We start from the raw sequence: 14,735 nt of genomic DNA on the forward strand, positions 1-14,735 counted from the left end.
CACTCGTCAGAGAAGGCTGCAGAGAACCGTCTGCGGCCCATGCGAAAGGCCCACCGTGACCGAACAGACTTCCAGCACCGAGACTCCGCGCCGCATCGTCGTCGCCGGCGGCGGCCCCGCGGCCCACCGTTTTGCGGACGCTATGTACGCCCGTGGCCTGGACGGCTGGCATGTCACGGTCCTCACCGAGGAAGCCCACCTCCCCTACGACCGTGTGGCACTCTCCAAGGCCTTGACCGAAATGGACTACGACCTCACACTCGGCCAGGCGTCCATGTGGGACCACGATGCCTTGTCGCTGAGGACCGGTGAGCGCGTCGCCAAAATCAACCACGACGCCAAAACGGTGGAAACGGCAGCCGGAAGCGTCTTCGAATACGACGAACTCGTGGTTGCCACGGGTTCGAATGCCGCCCGGCTTCCCATCCCCGGCGCCGAGCACACGCACGTCTACCGGACGCTCGAAGACGTCTGGGCCATTAACAAGGCCATCACGGAGCTCACGGAAAAGCTCGGCCGCAAGGTCAACGCCGTCACCATCGGCGGCGGCCTCCTAGGGCTCGAGTCGGCGGCCGGCACGGAGCAGCTCGGCGCCAACCCGATTGTCATCGACGGTTCGCAGTGGCTGATGGCCACCCAGCTGGATGAAGGCGCGGGCCAGGCAATGGGCCGGCTCATCAAATCCAAGGGCTTCGAAGTCCACGGCGGTGTCTTCCCCTCGGAAGTACTCTCCGACGACGACGGCCAGGTCACCGGTGTCCTCATGGCTGACGGCCGCATCATCGACGCCGACCTGGTGATCGTCGCGATTGGTGTCCGCCCCCGTGACGAGCTCTTCCGCGCCGCAGAGGGCGAGGAGCAGATCTTCTCCCTGGGCCAGCGGGGCGGCGTGGTCATCAACGATTACTGCGCCACCGAAGTGGACGGAATCTGGGCCATTGGTGAAGTGGCCAACTTCGGCGGCATGTGCCTGGGCCTGGTTGCCCCCGCCAACACCATGGCAGAGATCGTCGCCGACCGCCTCCACGGCGGAGACGCCACCTTCCCCGGCTTCGACACCGCCACCAAGCTCAAGCTCTCCGGCGTCGACGTCGCCAGCTTCGGCGACGCATTCGCCAAGACCGAGCACGCGCTCGAAATCGTCTACGCCGACCCCGCCCGCGGCGTCTACCAGAAAATTGTCACCACAGACGATGCCAAGACCCTGCTCGGCGGCATCTTCGTGGGTGACGCCTCACCGTACATGAGCCTCCGGCCGCTCCTGGGCCGCGAACTTCCAGCAGAACCCGGCGCGTTCCTCAGCGCGGCTGGCGGCGGCGACGCCCCGGAAACCGAGCTGCCGGACGACGCCACCCTGTGCTCCTGCAACAATGTCACCGCCGGAACCATCCGCGACACCATCAACGGTTGCGGGGCCTGCGAGGGCAACGCCCCCGTCCAGGAACTCGGTGAGCTGAAGGGCTGCACCCGGGCCGGCACCCAGTGCGGTTCCTGCGTCCCGATGCTCAAGAAGCTGCTGGAAACCGAGCTCACCAAGTCCGGGGTCGAGGTTTCCAAGGCCCTCTGCGAGCACATCGAGCTGTCCCGCCAGGAGCTCTTCGACGCCATCCGCGTCCTGGAACTGTCGTCCTTCGAAGAGATCATGGCCAAGTACGGCACAGGAGCGGGCTGCGACATCTGCAAGCCCACCATCGCCAACATCCTCGCCAGCCAGAACAGCGCCTACGTCCTGGACGCGGGCCGCGGCACCCTGCAGGACACCAACGACCGCGCCCTGGCCAACATGCAGAAGGACGGTACCTACTCGGTGGTCCCCCGCATCGCCGGCGGCGAGATCACTCCCAAGAAGCTGGGCGTCATCGCGGCCGTGGCCGAAAAGTACAACCTTTACACCAAGATCACCGGCGGCCAGCGCATCGACATGTTCGGCGCACGCCTCGAGGAGCTTCCCGAGATCTGGAAGGAACTCGTTGACGCCGGCTTTGAATCCGGCCAGGCCTACGGCAAGAGCCTTCGCACGGTGAAATCCTGTGTCGGCTCCACCTGGTGCCGCTTCGGGGTACAGGACTCGGTGGCCATGGCCATCCAGCTCGAGCTCCGCTACCGCGGCCTCCGGAGCCCGCACAAGCTGAAGATGGGTGTCTCCGGCTGCGCCCGCGAATGCGCCGAAGCACGCGGCAAGGATGTTGGCGTCATCGCCACCGCCGACGGCTGGAACCTGTATGTCGGCGGCAACGGCGGCGCCACCCCCGCCCACGCCCAGCTGCTGGCCAAGGACCTCGACGACGAAACGCTGATCAAGTACATCGACCGCTACTTTATGTACTACATCCGCACCGCCGACCGCCTGCAGCGCACCGCCCGCTGGCAGGAAGAGCTCGACGGCGGCATCAAGCACGTTGAGGACGTGGTGGTCAAGGACACCCTGGGCATCGCCGAGGACCTGGAAGCCGCCATGGCAAAACACGTGGACACCTACCAGGATGAGTGGGCGGACACCCTCAAGGACCCCGAGCGGCTGCGCCGGTTCCGCTCCTTCGTCAACGCACCCGACCAAAAGGACGATTCCATCACCTTTGTCCCGGATGAGCGCGGGCAGATGCGCCCGGCCACCCAGGAAGAAAAGGGCAAGGTACTGATCGGGGCCTCCATCCCGGTGAGGCCCTCCACGCCCGAACTGCTGGACGAGAACGAGGTATAGGCATGCAGCTCAGCATTGATCTGACCGGTCGCGAAGTCCTGGTCACCGGCTCTGACCACGCGGCGCGCCAGGCGGTCCGCCGCTACGAAGCCGCCGGCGCCGTCGTCTCCCGCCTCAGCACCCCGCAGGGTGCCGGGCACGACGGCCCGCTGCCCGAACGTCCCTTCCTTGTTGCCGCGGTCGACGACGGCCAGCCCGGCTGGGAGCTCCTGCTGGACCGCTGCCGCGCCACCGGGATCCCCGTTGCCGCCGAGCCGGCGGCCGGACCCGTTGGCCACGTCACCCTGGTGGGCGGCGGCCCGGGAACAACCGAGCTGCTCACCGTCGGGGCCGTCAAGGCCCTCCGTGACGCCGACGTGGTGTTTTTTGACCGGCTGGCCCCGTGCCAGGACCTGGCTTCCCTGACCTCCGCCGAACTGGTGGACGTCGGCAAAAAGCCCGGCCACCACAAGGTAAGCCAGGGCGACATCGAGAAGCTGATGGTGGAAAGTGCCCTTGCAGGCAACAACGTGGTCCGGCTCAAGGGCGGCGATCCGTACGTGTTTGGACGCGGCGGCGAAGAAGTTGCCTCCTGCGTGGCAGCCGGGGTGCCGGTCCGCGTCATCTCAGGCGTCACCAGCGCCATCTCTGTTCCTGCCGCAGCCGGAATTCCGGTCACGCACCGTGAAGTCAGCCACATGTTCACCGTGGTCTCCGGACATGCACCCCTCACGGAAAAGGAGCACCACCACCTGGCCGGCCTGGGCGGAACCATCGTTGTCCTGATGGGTATCGGCACCCTCCACCAGCTTGCCGCCGGACTGCGGAGGGCCGGGATGCGCTCAGACATGCCCATGGCCGTTGTGGAGCGCGGCTACCGGCCCGGGCAGCGCACCACCATTGCCGACCTCGGCACCATCACCACTGCAGCCGCCGGCTGCAGCAACCCCGCTGTGCTGGTCATCGGCGAGGTGGTTCGGGTGGCGGAAGCCAACCGCGGGCATGCTGAGGCCGCCGCCGATTTGGACAGGCTGGCGGCCTCGCTGCTGGGCTCGTGAAAGGATTGACCTCCATGACTGCACTTGCACCGGCCGAAACGCCGCGGGTTGAAGAAGCGCCCGACGCCACCGAAGCCCCTCTGGAGGGTTTCCGCATCGGTGTCACTTCGCACCGGCGGTCCCAGGACCTGATTGAAGCCCTGGAACGCCGGGGCGCCGAGGTGCTGCACGCTCCTGCGCTGAAAATCGCTCCAGTGCAGGAGGACATGCGCCTCATTGAGGACACCAGGGCCATCATCGCGGCCAAGCCCGATCTCTGCATCGCCACCACCGCCTACGGCATGCGCCGCTGGTGCGAGGCGGCGGATTCCTTCGGCATCGGCGATGAGCTGCTGGAAACCCTGGGCGCCTGCCGGATGTTCGTCCGGGGCCCCAAAGCCCGCGGCGCCGTGCGCGCGGCGGGGCTTGCCGACGTCGGCATCAGCAGCGACGAAACCACCGCCACACTGGTGGACATGCTGCTCGCCGAGGGCGTCCGTGGCAAAACGGTGGCGGTGCAGCTGCACGGCTACACCGATGTCCGGCAGCTGGAGCGCCTGCGCATGTCCGGCGCCACGGTCCTGACCGTCACGCCATACCGCTGGGTGAAGCCCGACGGCGCGGACAGGCTTCCCCGCCTCATCGAGGCCGCGTGCAGCGGGAACCTCGACGTCCTGACGTTCACGAGTGCGCCCGCCGTCGACGCCATGTGGAGCACCGCCCACGAAATGGGTGTCTACAAACAGCTCATCGAAAGCCTGAAGACCAACGTCACCACCGCGGTGGTGGGGCCGGTCACGGCACAGCCACTGCTCGATGCCGGCGTGACACCCCTGGTACCGGAACGGTTCCGGATGGGGGCGCTCATCCGGCTGGTGTGCGAACACCTCGCCCTGAACCACGTCCGGCGGCTGGACACCCGGAGCGGCAACATCGAGCTGCGCGGACGCAGCCTCCGCATCAACGGCCAGGTTGTGGAACTCGCGCCCGCCCCGCTGCTGCTGCTCCGCGCCCTGCTGGGTGCCGGCGGCGCCGTCTTGTCCCGCGAGTCGCTGTCGGACCTGCTGGAACTTCGCGGATCGGTGCACGCCCTCGACATGACCGTGAGCCGGCTGCGTTCTTCGCTGCCGGACGGAAGCCTGGTGGAGACAGTGGTGAAACGCGGTTACCGCATCCGTGTCTAGCTGCCCCAGGGGGCCAAATGTGTCGACCAACGGAGGAATGAGAGCCACGTCACGGGTTCTGTTACCGGCCGGTAAATATTGGCGAACACGGACCGGTTAAACGGCAACTGCGGGGAAACACGCCGGAAAAAGCGCGGGCCTACGCTGGGTTCCATCACGAAGTTCCGGCCGGCTTCCGGCCGCCAGCGAAAGGGCCAGCACATGTCCGCTCCGGCACCCTCCACCTCCACCATTCCCGCTACCCGCATTGTCATCGCAGGGGCGGGCCCTGCTGCGCAGGCTCTCGTCAGCCAGCTGGACCGTGCACGTTTCAGCGGCACCATCACCGTGCTGAGCAACCGGGACGACACCCCGGAAGAGTTGCTGGAGTTGGCGCTGCTCCCGCAGGTTTCCGTCCGCTTCGGCCAGCCGGCCAGCTACATCGACGCGGAGAACCGGACTGTTGCGACGGCGGATGGCATGGAGTTCAGCTACGACCAGCTGGTCATCGCCACCGGGTCGGCACCGGTAGCCAGCCCGGTGACGGGCGCCGGCCGGTGCCTGAGCTACTCCACCATTGACGACGCCGCCCGCATCGGCGAAGCCGTCAGCGAGGTCACGCGGGAACTGGGCAGGCGTCCCCTGGGAATCCTGGTGGGCACGGGCGCCGCTGCCGGCCAGGCGGAAGCTGTCCTCCGCGCCCGGGGTGTGCGCCCCATCCGCACCACCGCCAGGCCGGCCACCGTGATGCCCGCCGTATCAGGGTCAGGCTTCGCCGCCTCCGGAGTAGTCTTCGAGGATGGCAGCAGCATGTACGGCGACCTGGTGGTTCTTGCCGAGGAGCGGGTGTCCCGGGACGGGCTCGCGGCCAGCGCCGGCCTCCGGACGGCAGCAAACGGCGGGATCGTCATCAGCGAGGACTTCCGGACGTCCGTCCCGGGCATCTGGGCACTCGGTGACGCCGCAGCGTTCGACGGCGTCCGGCTGGGGCTGCTCGTTGCTGCTGCTTCCGCGGCGGGCGCCTGCGCCACGCAGCTGCTGACGGCTTCTGCTCCTGCTGCCTTGCCGGCGGCTGCCTGACCGCGGCGGCCGCCCCGCGGCCTACCCGCGCGGCCGTCCGCCCGGGGACGGGCGCTCCGGCTGTGGCAAGATGGTTCCCGAAACGAGTCATGGGCGTTACAGCGCCCTGGCCACAGGCCCCTGGAGAGGACCATCATGAGCAACGAAGCCACCCCTTCCGTTCACACTTCCGCCACCGGATCGGGCACCATCGCATCCTTCATCGACCACACACTGCTGAAGCCCGAGGCGGGAGAAGCTGACGTCCTCAAGGTCTGCGCCGAAGCCGCGGAATACCACTTCAAGTCCGTGTGCGTTAACCCCATCTGGGTGAAGACCGTCAAGACTGCCCTCAAGGGTTCCGGTGTCCTGACCTGTTCCGTGGTGGGTTTCCCGCTGGGCGCCACACCCACCGACGTCAAGGTCTTCGAAGCCCGGGGCGCGGTGCTGGACGGCGCCGACGAGGTGGACATGGTGATCAACATTGCGGCCGCCAGGGCCGGGGACAAGGGTGCGCTGGTTGAGGACATCACAGCGGTGGCAGAGGCAGTCCACGCCAGCGGCGCGATCCTCAAAGTCATCATCGAAACAGCGCTGCTGGAGGATGGTCAGAAGGTCCTCGCCTGTGAGGCCGCCGTGGAAGCCGGCGCCGATTTCGTCAAGACCTCAACAGGCTTCAACGGCGGAGGTGCCACCGCAGCGGATGTCGCCCTGATGCGGAAGACGGTGGGCCCCGGCCCCGGCGTGAAGGCCTCCGGCGGCGTGCGGTCCCTCGAAGACGCGCAGGCTATGATTGCTGCAGGTGCAACACGTATTGGTGCCAGCTCCGGCATTGCCATCGTCAAGGGTGAACAGGGTTCATCCTCCTACTGACGGCAACCGGAGCCGCCACAGATTGAGGCCCGCGGGCCAAAGGAGGAACTAATGTCCAGCAGTATCCCGGCTTCCAACCAGGGCTCAGCGTCTGACCAGGGCACCCTGCAGACGCCCCAGAACGAGAACAAGCTCGGCACGAGCATTTTCCTCTTCGTGGTGTGCATGGCCCTGTTCCTCGGCTCAATCTACTCGCTGTCCTTCCTGACGCTGGGCAACCCGTGGCCGATGGCCGCCTGCCTGGCGCTGTTCGCACTGGCGTACTGGATCCCGCAGACCATCCTCGGCCGCTCGGATTCAGCCGGCGAGCACTAAGCCCTCAAAGTTCACGGAAAAGACCCCCCGGATATGTTCCGGGGGGTCTTTTGTTTGCCGTGATTACTGCTGGATTTCCTGGTCCGTTATACGGCGGGCGATCCGGCCATCCGGTACAGGAACGCGGCGGTTGCCTGCCGTTGCACGTTCTCGAACGGGTGGTAGCCGCCGTCATCAAACCCGGAGGTGATCTGCTGGTCCTGCAACCATGTAATTTCCTTGTAGAACTGGCTGTCAGGGGTGAGGTCGTTGAAAGGTGACGCTGCCGGCGCCGTGAACTCGGGCTCTTCTGACAACCGGTAGAGGAAGGCAGCCATGTCCTTGCGGCTTACATGCTCGTTGGGAGCGAACACGGTGGGAGTCATCCCGGTGGTGATGCCCGAATTTTTCAGCCACTCGATCTCCTTGAAGAACTGGTGGTTGGTGGGCACATCGGTGAACGTCGCCGTGGTGGGCGGGGTGAACGTGGCATCGCTTTGGCCGGTGTACCGGTAAAGGAACGCGGCCATTGCACCACGTTCGGTCGAGCCCAACGGACGGAACGTTCCGTCGGGGTAGCCCGTGGTGATTCCCTCGTTCTTCGCGTATGCAATTGCATCCGCGAACTGATGGGTGGTGGCTACGTCGGAGAACACACCGGCAAGTTTGCCCTGGATGGCGAACAGGTCCGTCCGCAGAGGGCTGATGCCTGGCCCCTCTACCTGGAAGAAGTTGTTCCCCGTCGGGCTGCCCACCACCGCGTGCACCTGGTTGGGGTCGCCGATGTATCCCTCCGGCGCCCCTGAGGTCCAGCGCAGGAACGGGCCGACTGTACCGTTCGCCGCCCGTTCGAATGTCTGCTGGTTGCACGGGGTGTCAAAGCAGCCGTGGTCCTCGGTGAAGTTGATGCTGCCGGCCGCATCAGAGGGCAAAGTGATCGTTCCGTACGGATGCGTGACGGTGTAATTCGAGTTCGCAGCCACGCCGTCAATACGGATCCGCACCCGGCTGAATGCCACCTGGTCCCCCTCAACGGGGTCCTCGTTGACAAAGGCGGCCTCCTGCGCCAGTACCAGCAGTGCGCTGGTGTTTCCCGAGTCGATTGACGCCTCACCTGTCCACCAGAAGGCCTCCCCCGGGAAGTTGTCGGGGAAGGACACCGGCTGGTCCGGGTTGGGACGTTCGGCAGTTGCCAGGCACAACGGACCATCGAGGCACAGTTCGAGTTGCAGCGGATCCAGCCCCGCTGCAGCATTGCCTCCGTCCGAGAACCAGGCCGGGTAGCCGTGAGTGGGGTCGATCGGACCCGTCTCGGAAAGTACCGCGGCTGCCGGGACTGACATTACCGAGGCAAGAATCGCCCCCGCAGTCAGGCCCGCCGCTGCCTTCCCCAGCAGGTGCCGGTGCCCGGCCCCGTCGGGACCCCGGCTCAATTTGTTTTGTTGCATTTGAAACCATCTCCTCATCCATTGGCGGGAGCGCTTCCACCCGCGGCTTCCCGTGCGCCCACTATGCTCGGGCGATCTTGGGAAACCCTTGGGACCAGAGTTGACGATGATTTCCAAGCGAAAGGAGTTAGTTCGCCGGACCTGTCCCCACAGCGAAATCGGTGATGGTGCGGAAGAAGTCCAGGGCCTGCCAGCTCTCTCCGGCGAGCGACCACCCGGCCAGGCACAGCCCCACCATGGCGTAGGCGCTCACCGGGATCAAGAGCAGCCACTCACGTTTCGATCCTGCGCGGCCCAGCAACGGCAAGGACAGTGCGCCATTGGGCCGCCAGACCTGGCGGAGCAGCGGGACCTTGCGGAGGAGTTTGGGTGGCCGGATGACGATCGGCCACAGCAGCGGCACGCCTCCTGTGGTGATCAGGTCACCCACGATGTGCACAACGACGCCGGTCAGCATCGACACAGGGAGCCAGGTCCACTGGTCCGGCGCGAACCAGGTGACCAGCCCGGCCATGGTCAGGGCAAAAACCCAGTTACTGATGAAGCCCGCCTTCGGAAAAAGCTTCAGGGCTTTGGCCGCGATGTTGATCATGAACATACACAGCAGCCCCGCGCCCACGGACAGCAGTCCCCAGTCCGTCTGCACCTGGACCTGTCCGGCCAAGGTTGCCAGCAGCACAAAGAAGGCTGCTCCGAGCACGGAGTGGGTACCCTGCCGGTGGCCGCCGCTGGCGTTTTCAATCCCGACCGCGATGACGTTGGACAGCGGCGGCAGGGAATTCGCCACCGTGCTGTGCCGGTGGTCCCAGTCGCACACCAGGGCAGTTCCGGCCGTCGCCATTCCGCCGATCAGGATGCCGGTGGCATCCAGCGGGTACCAGCCCAGCGTGTACGGCCCCGTTGAGGCAATAGCTACCCACGCCGCGGCTCCCGACGCGGCGTGGTGTCCTCCCATCAAGGTCTATCCCACCGCCAGCGGCTGGTCGGAGAAGATGTTCCGGATGACGCCGTTGGCCCATTCCAGGATCTCCGCGTCCTGCAGGTCCCGCCCGCCGATCTTCGCTGTCTTCGGCTTGGGGATCAGTACTGCATCCAGGGCAGGCTTGGACTGGGAACCGGGATACATCCGGTTGAGGCGCATGACCTTGGACTCCGGAAGGGCCGCGGGAGAGAACTTGATGAAGTTGCCCTGAAGGGCCACATCGGACAGGCCGGCTTCGCGGGCACCCACCCGGAAGCGCGCCACGGACACGAGGTTCCGGGCCGGCAGCGGCGGCTCGCCGTACCTGTCCACGAGCTCAGCCAGTACTTCTTCGATGGCCTCGTTGGTAAGTGCGGCCGCCAGCTTGCGGTAGGCCTCCAGGCGCAGCCGCTCCCCCGGTACGTAGTCGTGCGGAAGGTGCGCATTGACCGGCAGTTCGATCTTCATTTCGGCAGCCTTCTCCTCGGCCTCGCCGCGGAAGTCTGCTACCGCCTCCCCCACCAGGCGGATGTAGAGGTCGAAGCCGACGCCCTGGATGTGGCCTGACTGCTCGCCGCCCAGCAGGTTGCCGGCGCCCCTGATCTCAAGGTCCTTCATGGCGAGCTGCATGCCAGCGCCCAGCTCGTTGTGCGTGGCCACGGCCTTCAGCCGTTCCAACGCCACTTCGCCCAGCGGTTTCTCGGACGGGTAGAGGAAGTAGGCGTAGGCGCGCTCGCGTCCCCGGCCCACGCGGCCGCGGAGCTGGTGCAGCTGTGACAGGCCGTACTTGTCCGCCCCGTCCACGATCAGCGTGTTGGCGTTGGAGATGTCCAGGCCGGTTTCGATAATGGTGGTGCACACCAGCACATCGAAGCGCTTCTCCCAGAAGTCCACGATGATCTGCTCAAGGCGGCTCTCCGACATCTGTCCGTGGGCCACCTCCACCCGCGCTTCAGGTACCAGTTCACGGATCTTGGCGGCCGTGCGCTCGATGGTGGACACCCTGTTGTGCACCAGGAACACCTGGCCTTCGCGCATCAGTTCACGCCGGATGGCAGCGGACGTCTGCTTGTCCGTGTAGGGGCCAACGTACGTCAGGACGGGATGGCGTTCCTCGGGCGGCGTGGCCAGGGTGGAGGTCTCCCGGATGCCCGTGAGGGACATTTCCAGGGTGCGGGGAATCGGGGTGGCGCTCATGGCCAGCACGTCCACGTTGGTGCGCATCTTCTTGAGCGCTTCCTTGTGCTCCACCCCGAAGCGCTGCTCCTCGTCCACAATCACCAGGCCCAGGTCCTTGAACTCAAAGTCCTTGGACAGCAGCCGGTGCGTACCGATGACGACGTCCACGGAGCCGCTCTTGACGCCCTCCACGGTCTCCTTGGTTTCCTTGGTCCCCTGGAACCGTGACAGTGCCTTGACCCTTACCGGGAAGCCGGAAAACCGCTCGGTGAACGTTTCGTAGTGCTGCTGGGCCAGCAGGGTGGTGGGTACCAGCACGGCCACCTGCTTGCCGTCCTGCACCGCCTTGAAGGCGGCACGCACCGCGATCTCCGTTTTGCCGTAGCCCACGTCGCCCGAGACCAGCCGGTCCATGGGGATCTCGCGCTCCATGTCCGCCTTGACCTCGTTGATCGTGGTCAGCTGGTCCGGCGTCTCCACGTACGGGAAAGCTTCCTCAAGCTCGCGCTGCCATGGGGTGTCCGGCCCAAAAGCGTGTCCCCGCGAGGCCATCCGGGCCGAGTACAGCCGAATCAGCTCACCGGCGATCTCCTTGACAGCTTTGCGGGCTTTGGACTTGGTGCTTGCCCAGTCGGCGCCGCCCATCTTGCTCAGGACGGGAGTGTCCCCGCCCACGTACCGCGTCACCTGGTCCAGCTGGTCCGTGGGGACAAACAGCCTGTCCCCCGGGGCGCCGCGCTTGGACGGCGCGTATTCCAGGACCAAGTACTCGCGCACCCCGTCACCGCCGCCGGCCACCTTGCGCTGGATCAGTTCCACAAAGCGCCCGATGCCGTGTTGTTCGTGGACCACGTGATCGCCCGCCACCAGCTGCAGCGGGTCCACCGCGTTGCGCCGCTTGGAGGGCATGCGGCGCATGTCCTTGGTGGACCCGGCGGAAGTCCTGCCCAGCAGGTCGGCTTCGGTGAGCAGCCCGAGTTTGAGGCCGTCCAGGACAAAACCGCGACCGACGGCGGCAGTGGTCACCTCGATGATGCCGGCCTGGGGCTCGTGGTCCAGGCTGTCCACCCTGGCGCACGGGATGTCGGCGTCGTGGAACAGTTCGGCCAGGCGCTGGGCCGGCCCGGGACCTTCGGTGGCCACAACGACCCGCCACTGGTCCCGCACATGGGACCCGATGAACTCCATCATTTCCGCCACGTCGCCCTGGTAGCCCCGCGGTTCGCGTGCGTGCAGGTTCAGGACATCGATGTCCGGCAGCAGCTCCTCGTCCTGCGCCAGCGAAGTGATGGACCACCAGGAGACACCGTGCTCAAGGGAAGAGGTCCGCGTTTCGGTCAACGAACGGAAGCTGGCGGAGTGCAGCGCAGCGCTTGCCTGCGAGCTGAGGTCCAGCGGCGCGGTCCCGCCGTCGGAGGCAGTGGACCATGCCGCTTCCAGGAATTCCTCGTTCGTGGCGGCGAGGTCGTGGGCGCGGGTACGGACCTTCTCGGGCTCGATGATCACCGAAATGGAACCGGCAGGCAACTGCTCCACAAATGGAACCATGGCATCCACCAGCACCGGTGCCAGGGACTCCATGCCCTCCACGGCGATCCCGCCGGCAATCTTTTCCAACATGTCGGCCGCGGCCGGAAGCTGGGATTTCAGCGTTGCCGCCCGCGACATCACGGAGGGGGTGATAAGGATTTCCCGGCACGGCGGAGCATGCAGTTCGGTGGGATGGTGCAGCCCGGGTGAGGACAGCGAGCGCTGGTCCGCAACGGCGAACCAGCGCATCTGGTCCACCTCGTCGCCGAAGAACTCCACCCGGACGGGGTGGTCCTCGGTGGGCGGGAAAACGTCGATGATGCCGCCGCGGACTGCGAACTCCCCACGGTGCGTCACCATGTCCACGCGGGCGTACGCGGCGTCTGCCAGGCTCCGCACCACCTCAGTGAAGGGCCGCTCCTGGCCTACCTTCAGCGTGACCGGAACCAGTTCGCCCAAGCCGGCCACCACGGGCTGCACCACGGCGCGGACAGGCGCCACCACCACGCGGAGCGATCCCGCCGTCGAGCTTTCCGGGTGCGCAAGGCGGCGGAGCACGGAGAGGCGGCGGCCCACGGTGTCCGAGCGCGGTGAGAGCCGTTCGTGCGGGAGGGTTTCCCAACTGGGGAACTCAGCGACGGCGTCCGCCGGGAGGTAGGCCCGCAGCGCGGCCGTCAGGTCCTCTGCCTCGCGGCCGGTAGCCGTGACCGCCAGCACCACCCCCGGCCCGGCGCCGTAGGACGCTCCGCCTGCCGCTACTCCATCCGCCATCTCGGCCAAAAGCACCGGCCGCAGTCCGGCGGGCGCACTGATCTGGTAGTCCTGGCCCCGGGCGTCGAAGCCGCGGGCAGCCTCGGCCCGGACGCGGGCGAAAGTCTGGTCCGGAGCGAGCGCGCGGCGCAGTCCGTCCAGCGACGGGCCCGCGCTGGAATGGCCGGCAGTGGACGGGCCGGGAAGGCTCATGGCAAAAGCTCCTGTGGGGTTCAGCGGATCGCAGGCAACGCGAATACCCGGAATTCATAAGAATCCCGGGTATTCCTACCCTACAGCGAGGGCTGGGCCCATGGGCTGCTGTCGGCCCCGGCGGCTGCCCGGTCTCAGACGGCGACGCGTGCGCGGCGCAGGAATGAGGTCACAATGCGCCCCGCGTTTTCCCGCGTGAAGCCCTCGTCGGTTGCGGGGCCCCAGGAGTTCCTCTGCCCGTCCAAGCTGTCCCCGAGGTAAACAAGGGCTGCCATAACTTCTGAAAGGTCCGAGTTCACCTCGGCCCGTTGCCGGAGGAGCCTCATGTGTGCGGCCTGCAGCGCCGGCCCGGGAGCGCAACCAAGTTCCCGATCAAACACCGCCCTGCAGCGGGCGTAAGCGGACAATCCCTCAGCCGGCAGCCCCAACTGTTCGTAGCCCGTAATGAGCAGCGTCCAGGCACGCTCGTTGAGCGCGTCGGACTCTACTGCCCGCTGTGCCCACTGGATGGAATCCATGGGCCGACCTGCTGAAGCGGCGGCCTCTGCCGCCTTGACCTGCGCCGCCACCTTCTCAGCTTCCTGGCCCGCCCTTGCCTCGTCCGCCCAGTCGAAGGCGAGTTCGGAACCGAGCAACGGATCCGCAGACAGTTCCAGCGCCTGGGTCAGCATGGTGTAGGCGTCCGGGGGCGAGGCGAGCTCCGCCTCGTCGACCAGATGGCGGAACCGGGCCAGGTCCAGCTCCACCAAAGCCGGGTCCAGGACATAGCCGCCATTGGCTGTGCGAAGTGGACCGTTCTTTGTGTTGCCCGGCTGGATGGCGCGGCGGATGCCGCTGATGTAGCTTTCGAGTGTTGCCACCGTTCCGTGGCCCGCGGCCGGCCCCCAGAGGGTTTCGATGATGCGGTTCTTGGAAACTGGACTGCCCAGGTTCAGCAGCAGTATTTCAAGGATGTGGCGCGGTTTGCAGCCGCCCATATCAGCAGCGGACAGTGTGACGCCGTTGCGCCTCACTTCGAACGTGCCGAACAGACGAACCGAAATTTGTCCTTGCGGTGCAGGAGTATTCCCCACGATTGCCTCCAATGTCCCCCGTCGGATGAATCAGCGGTAGTGCTGTTCTTCCGGCTTTCCAGAACCACCGTGACACGGTGAAAAGTGGCCAACAAGCGTCGCCGATACCTGACTTTGCCCAGGCGGAAAAGACACGTACCCGGGCATCGTCCGGGCACTACTTGTTTAAGTACTCGACTTGAAAAACAAGTAATTTGGTCCGCTGGCGGATAAAGCAAGCAAGTACTGCGGGTAGGTACTTCCAAGTAGCCCGAAGGGCAAGGGACAGGCCCCGGAGTGATCCGGAGCCTGCCCCTTTTGACTGGTATTTCGTATTTTTAGTCAGCCGTTGGGTTGTGCAGTCGGAAGAGGAACGCTCCCATCGCATCCCTGCTGACGGCCTGGAACGGGCGGTACGTCACGGTGCCGCCAGGCTCCTCCCAGCCGGTGGAGATCTCCTGGTCCGCGAGCCACGCCATCTCCTTGTAGAACTGCT

General features: G+C 66.1%; 10 protein-coding genes. 6 read left to right on the forward strand and 4 right to left on the reverse strand.

The genetic code is table 11. From position 1 onward, the window contains the following. Positions 1-55 precede the first annotated feature (55 nt). The 6 genes from nirB (at position 56) to ACFVYC_RS11290 (ending at position 7,127) form a co-directional block, all read left to right on the forward strand. Entirely contained in the window at positions 56-2,701 is a 2,646-nt protein-coding gene (gene nirB / locus ACFVYC_RS11265; protein ID WP_387549861.1) for a nitrite reductase large subunit NirB, read from the forward strand. Positions 2,702-2,703: 2 nt separating this feature from the next. Continuing rightward, positions 2,704-3,738: a uroporphyrinogen-III C-methyltransferase gene (gene cobA / locus ACFVYC_RS11270; protein ID WP_387549863.1), complete on the forward strand. Its 1,035-nt coding sequence runs from the start codon at positions 2,704-2,706 to the stop codon at positions 3,736-3,738. 14 nt (positions 3,739-3,752) lie between these two features. Next, the gene (locus ACFVYC_RS11275; RefSeq protein ID WP_387549865.1) at positions 3,753-4,901 is read left to right on the forward strand and encodes a uroporphyrinogen-III synthase; all 1,149 of its coding nucleotides are present in this window, start codon (positions 3,753-3,755) and stop codon (positions 4,899-4,901) included. A gap of 201 nt (positions 4,902-5,102) precedes the next feature. Continuing rightward, positions 5,103-5,960, forward strand: a complete 858-nt coding sequence (locus tag ACFVYC_RS11280) for an FAD-dependent oxidoreductase (protein WP_387549866.1) — start codon at positions 5,103-5,105, stop codon at positions 5,958-5,960. Between the two features lie 135 nt (positions 5,961-6,095). Beyond that, on the forward strand, positions 6,096-6,812 hold the full coding sequence (deoC, locus tag ACFVYC_RS11285; RefSeq protein WP_387549867.1) for a deoxyribose-phosphate aldolase: 717 nt from the start codon (positions 6,096-6,098) through the stop codon (positions 6,810-6,812). A 51-nt stretch (positions 6,813-6,863) separates the two neighbouring features. After that, complete coding sequence (locus tag ACFVYC_RS11290; protein WP_387549868.1) at positions 6,864-7,127, forward strand: hypothetical protein; 264 nt, start codon at positions 6,864-6,866, stop codon at positions 7,125-7,127. Positions 7,128-7,213: 86 nt separating this feature from the next. Here the strand turns inward: ACFVYC_RS11290 and ACFVYC_RS11295 are convergent, their stop codons facing one another. From ACFVYC_RS11295 to ACFVYC_RS11310, 4 genes are all read right to left on the reverse strand, one after another. After that, positions 7,214-8,554 carry an S-layer homology domain-containing protein gene (locus ACFVYC_RS11295; RefSeq protein ID WP_387549870.1) on the reverse strand — a complete coding sequence of 447 codons (1,341 nt, stop codon included), beginning with the start codon at positions 8,552-8,554 and terminating at the stop codon, positions 7,214-7,216. 127 nt (positions 8,555-8,681) lie between these two features. Then, positions 8,682-9,509 (reverse strand): metal-dependent hydrolase, encoded by an 828-nt coding sequence (locus tag ACFVYC_RS11300; RefSeq protein WP_387549872.1) that lies wholly within the window; start codon positions 9,507-9,509, stop codon positions 8,682-8,684. 6 nt (positions 9,510-9,515) lie between these two features. Continuing rightward, on the reverse strand, positions 9,516-13,187 hold the full coding sequence (gene mfd / locus ACFVYC_RS11305; RefSeq protein ID WP_387549874.1) for a transcription-repair coupling factor: 3,672 nt from the start codon (positions 13,185-13,187) through the stop codon (positions 9,516-9,518). Positions 13,188-13,321: 134 nt separating this feature from the next. Beyond that, on the reverse strand, positions 13,322-14,260 hold the full coding sequence (locus ACFVYC_RS11310) for a BTAD domain-containing putative transcriptional regulator (protein WP_387549875.1): 939 nt from the start codon (positions 14,258-14,260) through the stop codon (positions 13,322-13,324). Between the last annotated feature and the right edge of the window lie 475 nt (positions 14,261-14,735).

The organism is Pseudarthrobacter sp. NPDC058329 (genome assembly GCF_042879835.1).
In the GTDB taxonomy this organism is placed as follows: Bacteria; Actinomycetota; Actinomycetes; order Actinomycetales; family Micrococcaceae; genus Arthrobacter.

Excerpts from the sequence above, each read along its gene's own strand:
- ACFVYC_RS11300 (WP_387549872.1), bottom strand. The coding sequence starts at position 9,509 with ATGGGAGGACACCACGCCGCGTCGGGAGCCGCGGCGTGGGTAGCTATT.
- mfd (WP_387549874.1), bottom strand. The coding sequence starts at position 13,187 with ATGAGCCTTCCCGGCCCGTCCACTGCCGGCCATTCCAGCGCGGGCCCG.
- deoC (WP_387549867.1), top strand. The coding sequence starts at position 6,096 with ATGAGCAACGAAGCCACCCCTTCCGTTCACACTTCCGCCACCGGATCG.
- ACFVYC_RS11290 (WP_387549868.1), top strand. The coding sequence starts at position 6,864 with ATGTCCAGCAGTATCCCGGCTTCCAACCAGGGCTCAGCGTCTGACCAG.
- ACFVYC_RS11275 (WP_387549865.1), top strand. The coding sequence starts at position 3,753 with ATGACTGCACTTGCACCGGCCGAAACGCCGCGGGTTGAAGAAGCGCCC.
- ACFVYC_RS11280 (WP_387549866.1), top strand. The coding sequence starts at position 5,103 with ATGTCCGCTCCGGCACCCTCCACCTCCACCATTCCCGCTACCCGCATT.
- ACFVYC_RS11295 (WP_387549870.1), bottom strand. The coding sequence starts at position 8,554 with ATGCAACAAAACAAATTGAGCCGGGGTCCCGACGGGGCCGGGCACCGG.
- cobA (WP_387549863.1), top strand. The coding sequence starts at position 2,704 with ATGCAGCTCAGCATTGATCTGACCGGTCGCGAAGTCCTGGTCACCGGC.